General features: G+C 36.8%; 6 protein-coding genes. 1 reads left to right on the top strand and 5 read right to left on the bottom strand.

The window, feature by feature from the left end:
• Positions 1-120 precede the first annotated feature (120 nt).
• The 5 genes from JZO85_RS06145 to JZO85_RS06125 all read right to left on the bottom strand — a co-directional run bounded on the left by JZO85_RS06145 (position 121) and on the right by JZO85_RS06125 (position 9,682).
• The gene (locus JZO85_RS06145) at positions 121-1,803 is read right to left on the bottom strand and encodes a helix-turn-helix domain-containing protein (RefSeq protein WP_207107623.1); all 1,683 of its coding nucleotides are present in this window, start codon (positions 1,801-1,803) and stop codon (positions 121-123) included.
• A gap of 440 nt (positions 1,804-2,243) precedes the next feature.
• A complete protein-coding gene (locus tag JZO85_RS06140; protein ID WP_207107622.1) occupies positions 2,244-3,194 on the bottom strand; it encodes an alpha/beta hydrolase in 951 nt (316 codons plus the stop codon).
• A gap of 248 nt (positions 3,195-3,442) precedes the next feature.
• Positions 3,443-4,693, bottom strand: a complete 1,251-nt coding sequence (locus JZO85_RS06135) for a GNAT family N-acetyltransferase (RefSeq protein ID WP_207107621.1) — start codon at positions 4,691-4,693, stop codon at positions 3,443-3,445.
• A gap of 298 nt (positions 4,694-4,991) precedes the next feature.
• The gene (locus JZO85_RS06130) at positions 4,992-6,296 is read right to left on the bottom strand and encodes a glycosyltransferase family 2 protein (protein ID WP_207107620.1); all 1,305 of its coding nucleotides are present in this window, start codon (positions 6,294-6,296) and stop codon (positions 4,992-4,994) included.
• 29 nt (positions 6,297-6,325) lie between these two features.
• A complete protein-coding gene (locus tag JZO85_RS06125) occupies positions 6,326-9,682 on the bottom strand; it encodes a hypothetical protein (protein WP_207107619.1) in 3,357 nt (1,118 codons plus the stop codon).
• Positions 9,683-9,864: 182 nt separating this feature from the next.
• Here JZO85_RS06125 and JZO85_RS06120 point away from each other — a divergent pair, with 182 nt between their 5' ends.
• Complete coding sequence (locus JZO85_RS06120) at positions 9,865-11,370, top strand: AcpB/EbpR/MafR family transcriptional regulator (RefSeq protein WP_207107618.1); 1,506 nt, start codon at positions 9,865-9,867, stop codon at positions 11,368-11,370.
• Positions 11,371-11,511 lie beyond the last annotated feature (141 nt).

Raw genomic sequence — 11,511 nt, 5'->3', positions numbered from 1 at the left:
AAAAATGAATTAGCTAAATACACAAAAGAAAAGGCTTACAATTGTATGAACAAACAAAGGAGACTTGCCTAGTAAAAATCAAAAAAGACCTTACAATTTATGTAAGGCCTGTTTCAATGACTATTCTATTTTTTCAAAATACCCAAACTGATACAATAGAACTGCCAACCGTATATTCATTAGGCTATCAATTCGATTTGTATCTACATTCAAAATTTTTTCGATTGTTTTTATTCGAGCCCTTAAGGTATTCACATGGATAAACAGAGTTGCACTCGTCTTTACGAAAGACAAGTCATTGGAAAAAAATGTGACCAAGGTTTCATATAATGCCGTTTGCTGCTCCTTATCATACTCTAAAACAGGCTTCAAAAAAGTTCGATACATTTCATTAGTATAAACACTATTGATTTGACTATTCTGGTCTGTAAAAAGCTTAATTATTCCTAACTCATTGTATAGCAATGTTGATTGGGAATTACTATTATGGACCAAATAATCAACAGCAAATGAGGCTTCATTAAACGCCTGTTTTAACTCCCAATAATGGTGTAGATTGCTGATTCCTATAACAAATCCATCATTCTCAAAATATGTAACCAGTAACTCATAAATTGTATCACCGGTCTTCTTAATAGAATGGATGGAATCATCAATCAAAATGATCCAATGCTCTTTATAAACAAACAGTAGAAGCTCATCATCGGCAAACCCCTTGTGCTTAATATAATCAATAAAGCCTGTTAATAAATCAACATTTTTGCAAATCGTATTGTCTTTGGCATTTTTTATTATTATTAAGTGATAATATTCTTTCAAGTCTTGTTTCAAATTCAAACTGATATGATGGCGTTTCTTTTCATCTCTCTCTTCCATTTCTAATAAGTCTTCAAAAACTACCGTCTTAAAATAATAATTGGACTTTCTCAAATCTGAGATAATACTATGCTTCAATGAGTAAATTGACTCCACTGTTTCTATTCGACCTATAATCTGAGGAGATAAATATAAAGTCTCTTCTTTGTGCTTAACGATGATATAAAAACATGCACCATATCTTGATAAACGATCAGGAATAACAAAATAATCAGGTGTTTCTGCTTGGCTTTCTCTTGAATAGTGAAACCCGAATATTGGCAATTCATTAAAATTTTCTCCGATTGCTTTTTTTTCGACTAACTCTTTTTTTGTTAATCCAGCTAAGTCCGATTCCCAATCATTATCTTTTGAGTAATCCACTAGCTGAAGATTACGATTCGTGATTGCGATAGTTATTCCAGTTAAACTGTGCACAATATCACATAAACTATTTTGAGAACTACTACTCGATAAATAATTTATAATGGAATTTTGAAACTCTTGATTCTCAACTAAATAATGGGTCTGGTTTTGAATAATCAAGTTCTGTATCGCAACAATCAAATCACTCCAAGATGAAGAATCTGAGACAAAAATAATCGGTAGATTGTTCTTCTTCAATAACTCAAACTGCTCATCTGTCACATATTTTTTGAACTTCTTTTGTGTTATAACACACGATACTTTTTTTAGTAGAATTCGCTGAATAAAAATATTAGTAAAGCAATTTTTCATGAATCTACTAATAAAAACAACATCTCCTTCATGCAACCAAGGAACAATATCTTCTACATCCATAACAGTTGCACTTTTGATTATATTATCCAAGCTTAATTCATCTGCGTATACCTCACTTGCTTCAAGTTTTTTAGACTTGACCAAGTCCTTAACCGTAACATCTCTAAACTCATAATTGAACACATATTGCATTGGATTATCTAACAATTGGAACACCACCTTTTGTATAAGGATACAACTCGAGAGAGCTCTGTCAATAGAAAATTATCTACCATCCTAATATTGAGAGAAAAACTGAAAACTTTTAAATACTTAGTTTTTAAAGCACAGCCAGTTCTATTTATAAAAAGAGAAAGCATCTGTTCAGGATCATCGAGCTATTATTTATACAAACCATTCCTTTTATCTTCGCAAATGCAAAAAAGGCAATACCAAAACACCACTCAAAGTATCTTGGTATTGCCTAAATTTATTTATCACCCATCAGTCCAGCTATAGGAGAACTTTTCTTCCACCAGTTAAGACTGAATAGAGCCTCACTTTTCATAATATCGCACTGAACAATCAATTCGCTTCATACACAAGCCTTCACTATTTGATGCTCTAGAACTGGCAAGGCTTCTACAAGTAAAAATCTAATTTCAAACTTATTTATTCCGTTCCTTAATCCACTCCGTTGATAGGGTCATCGCGGCACGAGCAGCGTTTGTTTGATCGAGTGAGTTGACCATGACGAAATCATGGATCATCCCTTGGAAACGAACTTGAGTGACTTCAACCCCTGCTTCACGAAGCTTGCGTGCATAGGCCTCGCCTTCATCGCGTAGGACATCAGCTTCGCCGTTTAAAATCATAGCTGCTGGCAGTCCTTTTAACTCTTCGATAGAGGCCCTTAATGGTGAGGCTGTGATTTCCTTACGCTGATTTTCATCTGTCGTGTATTGATCCCAGAACCATTGCATCCCTTCTTTGGTCAAGAAATAATCCTCTTGAAATTCATTGTAGGAATCTGTATCAAAATTCGCATCCGTTACTGGATAATAAAGAACCTGCTGCTTGATTGGAATACCGCCGCGCTGCTTTGTCAGGATCGTCATTACGATAGACATATTCCCACCGACCGAGTCGCCTGCCACTGTTAAGTGATCCACATCAAAATTTTTCTGTTTGGCAAGCTCTGGCAGCTGCTGCAATATCGCATAGTTTTGCTCAATAGCTGTTGGATATTTTGCTTCTGGAGAGCGGCTGTATTCAGGAAATACGACAACAGAATTTGTTCGTACTGCGAGTTCTCGTACTAGCTTATCATGAGTTTTCGCGCTGCCGAATACCCAACCAGCACCATGTATATAAAAGATCACCGGCAATTTTTCCGTCGTGCCTTCTGGTCGAATGAAACGGACATTGATCTCGCCCCATTTGCCGGTATTCAATGTTTCGTCTTCAGTCGTAACGGGCTGTTTTTCTACTGGTGATTCTTGAACTTCTTCTAATAATGCACGCCCTTCCTCGGGTGGCAACTCATAAATTCGCGGGTGAGGTGCATTTGCTTCACTAAATTCTATTGCGGCTTGTTCAAGTGAGATTCTTTTTGTCATTAAAATACCTCCTAATGGATTGCATATATTCAACTGCTATCTGCTTTTTATTTCAGTACATCCATACACCTGGTAATTTCGTTTTATTCAATTAGCGGGAGCTCCTCCACTGGCTATAGAATAAAAAAATGACTTCTATTTGTCAAAAGACTGAACTGTGACCTCTGACACAATTAGAACCTCGATCAAGAACAATTTTCACCCTCTCTTTGTTCACGGCTTCACCTTTTTTCGGTGGTTGAAAATTTTTAATAATCACTCCAACAAACTGGTCCTCGTTCTACAGAAAAGGCATCATCTAGGCTTTTTATTCTATTCGGATCAGAGCACTCTAGTCGTCCCGCAGCGTAAATTTTTCCAAATGTCGTCGCTCCAACAAAAATTGAACTGAAATCTGACAGCGTTAGCGCAACACTTAAAACAAAAGGTTCCTTCGTTCGTTTTATTTCTATATCGCCTTCTTTTATCACGATGTTATACACCTGTTCACTAGAACCTTCTTGTAGTGTCAATGTGAAGCAAACACTCTGGTTGTTATATCTTCTGTGCGTTACATGCTTCAGCATAAGAGGCAGGTCAATTATTTTATACATGTTCCCGATATATTGCGTATTTGTTTCAAAATAGCCATACTCCGTAGCATTTTCTGAGCAGCTTAAGGGATTAGAGAACAAATAGTGAAAATCTTCTTCATAGGTTTTTATCTCAATCGTTTGTGCTTGATCGCTTTGGTTTGCAAAGAAGCCGATTAATTTAGACAGTACTTCCCGGTTTGTATAAACCAATTCCCTCACTAAAATTTGAATTTTAGTATAATTGTCGGCATCGGTACTCTTGAACTTGAAAATGGCGTACCCATCCGTCTCACCTTGTTGATCAACACTTTTAATAAACAGATTTTCTGGATCCGCAAAATTATTCTCCCATTCATAAGCCATCTTTTCCGCCATTCCATGTGTTTGATGCAGCATTTCTGAATGCGCTTTTTTTAATTTAGATATCTCTTTCTTTGTGGCAAAATCACACGTATTTTCACCTGCATATTTAGGCAAGACACTGGTCGGTACAATATATCTATTCATTTTAGTACCATAGCCATAGCCTTTGTTGTAATAAAAAGGAGGCGAAAAAGGGAGTAAAGTAACTAAAGGAATTTTTTGATCCAAGAAATACTCTTCACAAAAATCGATCATTTCGCGGGCAATCCCCTGTCTTTTATACATTAAATGAACAGCTAACGATCCTAAGCCGCCTACTTGAATAGTCTTATTCAGAAAATTCATTTTAAAGGTCAGCAGCCGCATTTGAGCAATTAATTTCTTTCCCTCAAACATCCCCCAAAATTGAATATCTGGATCGTGCTTTCTCATAAAAAGCATTTCACGAATAAAATCTTTCTTCCCTTCATCAGAAAAGTCCTTATAACTAGGGTAAGAATGAAAAGCTATCTCACAATATTGATCCATTTCAACGATTTTTATCTCTCTAATTTCTCTCATTTTTTATCACTCCTCCATTTCTCACCGAAAAAGTAAGGGCTTACATTTTCTGTTTAATTAAACTATACAAAAAGATTGTATCAATTAGCAACCAAATTGGCATACAAACTATTCCTTTTCCCGCTAATAAAAGAATAGGAATCTTCTCACTTATTATAAGCGAGAAGATTCCTGTTTGTAGTCCTATACAGTTCATTTCTAATTTATTGTTGTCAGAAAGAAAAACGTCAAAAAAACAATCATACTTGAGAGAAACAAAGCATTCACTAATTTTTTATTTTTCATTTATCAAAGGCTCCTATCTATCAAAAGTAGCATTGTGAACAGTTTTCTTCCAGTTATTTTGCGGTTTAAACCAGGTGAAAAAGCCGATCACTTGGGCAATCATATAGGTCAAAGAGTTCCAGACAAAACCAATTGTTAAGCGCACATAAAATAATAGCTTAGCAATAACCCCTTCCTTTTTATCGAAATACGGGGCTGCTTCTTGTGAAAAATAGACTATTGGAATAACAAAAAAGTTCAAACATTCGATGGACAACCAAAACATAAGTAACGAAAAGGTATGCGGAAGATAGTTAGCTAGTCGATGATCTATCAGCATTAGCAATAGAATACACAAATAAGCAATTGGTCTGACCATTGAATAGGAATAGAATAATGTTTCTACTTTACTAAGGAATTCCTGCAGTGATTTTGCTTTAAACAATGTCGTAATTTGTTTCATTGTAGTAGTAATAGCAACAAACCAATGTCCTTGCGCCCAGCGCGTGCGCTGATTATGACTGGCAATAAAAGAGTTCGGTTTTTCATCATGCACAACTGCGAAATGGTTCCAGCCACTCTTCTTTCCTGCCATCGAAAGCTCGACCTGAAGCTCAAAGTCTTCAGTGTAGCTTCTAGGATTCCAGCCTCGCTCTGCCAGATAGACTGTATCCAGCACGAAGCCAGTTCCTCCAATCGCCGCATTCCAACCTAGACGGTAATTCGCATATTGAACTGCTCGATTCGTAATAAAATAGACCGCTGCATAGCCTGTGGCTGTTATGGATGTGGAGACATTCTTCATCCCTAAATATCCTTGGACAGCGGTAAATTCTGGATGTGCAATCAGCTGAGCATTCATTTCTCTCAAATAATTCGATTCTACAATATTGTCGGCATCAATAAAGGCAACATAATCGTAGCTTTTCCAATGATCAGTAGCAATATATTTGGCAATCGCATGGGGTTTACCTCTGGGTTCATCCGGCAGCGAAGTATTTTCAAAGGCAACAACGTTTTCTTGATTAAAGCTTTGAATGATGTCTAGCGTATTATCCGTGCAATTATCGGCAATAACAACAATATCATATAGATCCTTACGATAATTTTGGTTCAATAAGCTTTCGATCGTGGCTTCAATAACCTCTTCTTCATTATGAGCAGGAACAACAAAAACGAATTTTTTCTTATCTGCAACAAGCTTGTACTCTCTTTTGGGTTTAATTAACCCAAAAAGAGAGAGACAAGTAAAGTAAATTAAATTGGCAAAAACAATCACTACTAAAACGAAACAGATCCATTTCGCAATGATAAACAGCATGGGTGGTAATGTAAACATTCTTTTTCCTTCTTTCGTACTCTGTGAGACTAGCCAAATGTGCCGTTAAAAAGTTCCTGTCCATTGTCATCATTTACCACCAAAGCAAAGGTGAACGCTGCTTGATCCGAAAATTCTTCTGGAATAATCGCTTGGAAGGATTCTTCATCTGAAATCCCTGTTGGCAGCCCCCATGAACTTGGTGCAGATGTCAAACTTGCTTTTTCATACACGACTTCGCCATCTTTGTTAGTAACGACTAAATTTTTACTTGAGCCAGAACGAGCTGTTTCGCTATCAAGATAGCCTTCAAAAACTAGTTGATTTTCTTTATTCCAGTATTTGTTCACTAGCTTGATCGAGTCAGTTGAATTTTTAGTAATAGAAATTCCAGGTCGATTGCCGATAACCTTTGGTTGAACAGTGTTGCTCTTAACAACTACTTTTTCTAAATCAGCATAATTGTCATGGATTGGTCCCATACGTGAGATCATTTGAGTCAAATCTAGCTCTGTTTCCTCAACAACTTCTCCATCAATGGCAACAGTCATTTGAATCGTGTATGTTCCTTCATCTAGTGCTCCTAATACATCATTGCTGGCAATGATTTGATAGCCATTGAAACGTCCTTCTTGATACCAGTCTGTATTTGCCACGTCTAGTTTGGCTGCAACTTGTTTCGTTTCTGCATCAATTAGATTAGCTGTCTTGGTAACACGTGCGGCATCTGATAGGTCCCATCCTTCATTCTCGATCTTACCTTCATACACTAGGCCAAAGTTCTCCCAGTAGCCAATCTCAAATTTTGATGTGGTCGGATAAGATTTTTTGGCAACAGTCATTTTAGTTTCTTCACTAGCTTTGTCTTCTTTATCTGGTTGGTGACCGATTACTTGAACAGAAACTTCATCATTTTCTTTTAAATCAATGGATTTAGGTAGCGTTGCTTTGTAATCTGTATCAGAAATAACCGCTGTAGAAGTTATTTCTTCACCGTTTATGCGGACAACTAGGTCGTAATTCCGGTCAAAATTGCTATCTTCTTGAGGGATATGGCCTGAAATCGTCGCATCATGTTCGAATAGTTCATTAAGACTTGCTTCTTCAACGACCCATTCATCATAATCTGATGTGTCTTCAACCTTCACAGTCACTTTTTCACTGGTCTTATCTTTTTTGTCCGCTTGGTAACCGATTACTTGAACAGCTACTTCATCACCATCAGCTAATTTCACTTCTTTTGGTAGCGTAAATTTGAACTCTTTTCCAGCTTCAGCATCAATTTTCCCAATTGATTCTTCGTTGACAAAAGCTTCTAGCTCGTAGGTACGTCCGAATTCTGTGTCTTGGCTGCCAATTGAGCCAGTTAATTCTTCATCTGTACTTTTCACACTATTTAGCGTTGGCTGATTGATTTTCCAGCCTGTGTAATTTGAAGCTTCAGTTACAGTACGTTTTGCTTCCTCACTGTATTTGTCTTCTCGACCTGCTTGAGAACCTATAACTTTTATAGCTACTTCGTCATTTTCGGCCAGCTTCACGTCTTGCGGCAAATCAAATTTGAATTCTTTGTCTGCTTCCACATCAATAGTGCCTACTGATTTTTGATTCACAAACGCTTCAATGGCATACGTGCGTCCAAACTCTGTGCTTTGGCTACCCGTATTTCCTGTTAACGCGTGATCCGCATCGGTTACTTCATTTAATGTAGGTGTAGTGATCTTCCAGTCATTCCAATCGGTTTTGTCGTTGACCACTTGGGTTGTTTCAACTACTTTATCTGCTTTTTTATCTTGATGCCCAATGACTACAACCTTCACTACATCATTTGGAGCCAATTCATCTACTTCTGCTTCAAACGGATAAGACTTCAATACGGCTTCAATATCTTTTTCTGAATCTACCAATGTGTCATTGACATACAATTCATAGTCATACGTACGTTCTCCAGCATGGTTTTGGATGGGAATAAAACCTGAAATGATTGTTTCCGCAGCAGAAAATGTATTCTTGAATACTGCCGGCTGCACTTCCCAGTCTTCATAGCCGTCTGTCTCTTCTTTCACAACAACCATTTGAGACTTCGCTGTTTTATCTGCCTCACCTGATTGCTTACCAGTAATTGTTGCTTCAACGACATCCCCATCTTTCAGCCCATCTATATAAGGAACAACAACATCCACATCATCTTTAATATTTTCTTTTTTGTAAATCTCTTCACCATTAAGTGTTACTTCTAATTGATAAGAACGATTTAATTGTCTATTTTGAACAGGTGTCGTCATTTGAACTAAAAATTCTTCTTCATACGCTTGAGCAATTGCAGGCGCTTCAACCTTCCAATCTTTCCAAGGGACGATATCCGTTTCATTTATTGCATAAACAAAATCAGAGTATTTAGTATTTACTTTTCCATTATTGTTTGTATATTTTTCTGTTCCTTTGACCCGAGCAGAAACTACATCACTGTCCTTCAGATAGGTACCAAAGTCAAACTCCCAGTCTCCTTTTTCATCCATTGCTATTTCCCGATAAGGCTGATTGTTTACCGCCAATTCAATGACATAATCTGTTTCATGCTCATTTTTTTCATCCTGCAAACCATTTCCATAGAAAAATGATGGCTGCTCTTCCAGACGGTACATTGTCGTATCTTCAACAGGATTTTCAATCCAAGAATCTAAAATACTCTCACCATTGACAACCGAAACGATCGAGCCTTTGCCTCCTATCGTAATAAAATCAGCCGAGCTGCTGCGTGAACGAATTGAGTAAGAATCTTTCCGCTCAACTAAACGGTTCGTATCTTTGTGCCATTGACCTAAGTCAATATACAGATCTGTTTGTAAGGTTACCGAACTTAAATTAACAGTAAAGTTTGGTGATTTATAAACGATCTTCTGACCATTTGCTTCATAATACATCGTTTCAGAATTGAAAAGGCCTGTTTTTTTGTTCCAAAGATCGCCTTCAATCTTATTCGTGGTTGTCCCAAGTCCACTTGGTCGAGTAACCGTTCCTCGAATGTATTTTTCATAATTTGGTGTTGAAAAGAATTCATCAGCAATCTCAGGATCAATAAAAATTTCTTGTTTAAATTGCGCTCCGACTCCTGCGGAAAATCCCGATCTCCCTTTCGTACTAACATGGAGTACATCCCCATCAGCAGTCAGCGTTCTGAAGGTATCGGTAAAACCTGTGTTTAAGTTCATTGTTGGTTCGATAGCATCTAATTTAGTCTGAGCATCTAAATCAAGCAGCGTTGGTTGATGTTTTTCCGTGTTTACTACCTTGACGTGATCATTCTCCTTGGCAAAATAATGCGTGCTGTATAATAATGGACTGGCCAATACTGTAGCAATCACAGCCCCCTTCAAATATCGAGTTGTGTTTGAATTGTTCTTCATAAAGTTATTCTCCTTTGCGCTTTGAGTTGACTTTACGAATTATAGAGACTTTCAAGTCTTCGTGCAGGTCGAAAAATACCATTAAGAAATGGAAAAAAATGACCGTCAAAATAATGGATTACTTTTTTACTATTTACATAATTATGATAAGCTCATCTGGATAAAAGAAATGGAGGGTTACGATGATTGATCCTTATATTTTTAATAAGAATATTCGAACCAAATTAAGAATCTTAAGTATTATTGAGAATACTTTACAATGGTATAGTGCAGAAAAGCTTTCTGCACTAACTTCAATTGAAAAGAAAACGATCTTGAAATATTGTAAAGAGCTCGCAGAGGATTCAGAAAAGTTCGCGAAGGGTGACCTGCAGATTTTGATTAGCAAGAGTCAGGGCATATTTTTGGAGGCAAAAAATAAAAATATCCTTTCTCAATTTAAGGTCTATCTATTGGAAGATACTTTAACGATAAAACTGATGCGTCGCCTCTTTTCAAGTCAGCCAAATAACCTGACACAGCTAGAACAAGAATTCTTTGTTAGTGAATCTACTATTAAAAGAAAAATTCGTTCTTTCAGAAAAAACTTAGCTCCCTATGGTATCCAAGTTATTTACAAAAATGGCAGCTACGAATTGGCCGGAAGCGAATCTCAAATCAGAATGTATTTTCTTATTTCGACATGGATGACCTTTAAAGGAAGCTGCTGGCCTTTTCCTACATTAAAAGAAGAGAAAATCAACAGAACAATAAATGATATTCTGGCACTAGAAAGGCTTAACTCCAGTGATTTGAGCGAGACAGATAAGCGTCTATTAAGTTACTCCTTAGCGATCATCATTTTACGTTATCATCAAGGAAAAACGATTGACTGGCGTTCTGAATGGAATGTGTATGAAGAAGTGAATCATCAGCTGCAATTGGATTCTGCTTTAAAGGAATACCTACTCTCAGATAACGAAATAAATTTTTTTCTAATTGTGCTGCAAACATTTGTAAAAACATATGATTTCCCCGAATTAAGTGCGCGTTTCATTGAGGCCCATAAGAAATGCAACACGCCTGCTTATGAAGCTTCAAAGGATTTTTTTCATTTTTTCAAGCAGCGTTTTGAAATTCCTGTTGATGATGATCTAGAGAAAAGTACCATGGGGTATTTCATTGCGTGCCATCTTTTTACAGATATTTTCAAGGGCTTTCCAATCGGTATTATTGGGTATGATATCACGACAGAAACTAAAGCTTCGTATCCTTTTGCTGCAAGCGAGGTGTATCAATTGATCGATGATTTGCAGGCACACACCAATCTAGCGCTTTTTCGGGAACGGGAACAACTACATATGAGATATACACTGTTTCTTATTTCGATAGAACAACTAAGTAAATTTGAACCACCTATTACAATTTATTTCGAAAGCGATCTGCCTGTTTTTGCTGAACAACGAGTAAAGCAAAGAATTTCATCCATTTTTATCAATTGGTATCACATTCATTTTGTTAAAAATGCCAGCGAGGAGCATGACTTAATCATCGCGACCAGTTCTGCCCCAAATACTCATCGCTTGAGTATTAGTGGAAAACCCGTAGTTTTTATCAATCAAAATTTAAACTATGAGGATTTTTTCGCTCTAAATTCTGTGTTAAAAGAACTCCACTCTACCAGAAGGAATCTCCAGCAAGATGAATAGTTTCTTTCAATTTATTAAGCGTCTGCTTTTTAGCAGGCGCTTTTTTGCGTATACATCATCATGATTTTCTAGTTTCTCTTGTAAAATATATTCCAGCGGTCACTTAAGTTAAAAAGATATCTTCAGAGCCAAATTATGTTA

This window comes from Candidatus Enterococcus murrayae, from assembly GCF_017315985.1.
Classification (GTDB): Bacteria; Bacillota; Bacilli; order Lactobacillales; family Enterococcaceae; genus Enterococcus_A; species Enterococcus_A murrayae.
This window is presented reverse-complemented; position numbering and strand designations above follow the sequence as displayed.

Bases quoted from the DNA above. Each gene is read 5' to 3' on its own strand.
- JZO85_RS06140 (WP_207107622.1), bottom strand. From the start codon at position 3,194: ATGACAAAAAGAATCTCACTTGAACAAGCCGCAATAGAATTTAGTGAA.
- JZO85_RS06135 (WP_207107621.1), bottom strand. From the start codon at position 4,693: ATGAGAGAAATTAGAGAGATAAAAATCGTTGAAATGGATCAATATTGT.
- JZO85_RS06120 (WP_207107618.1), top strand. From the start codon at position 9,865: ATGATTGATCCTTATATTTTTAATAAGAATATTCGAACCAAATTAAGA.
- JZO85_RS06130 (WP_207107620.1), bottom strand. From the start codon at position 6,296: ATGTTTACATTACCACCCATGCTGTTTATCATTGCGAAATGGATCTGT.
- JZO85_RS06125 (WP_207107619.1), bottom strand. From the start codon at position 9,682: ATGAAGAACAATTCAAACACAACTCGATATTTGAAGGGGGCTGTGATT.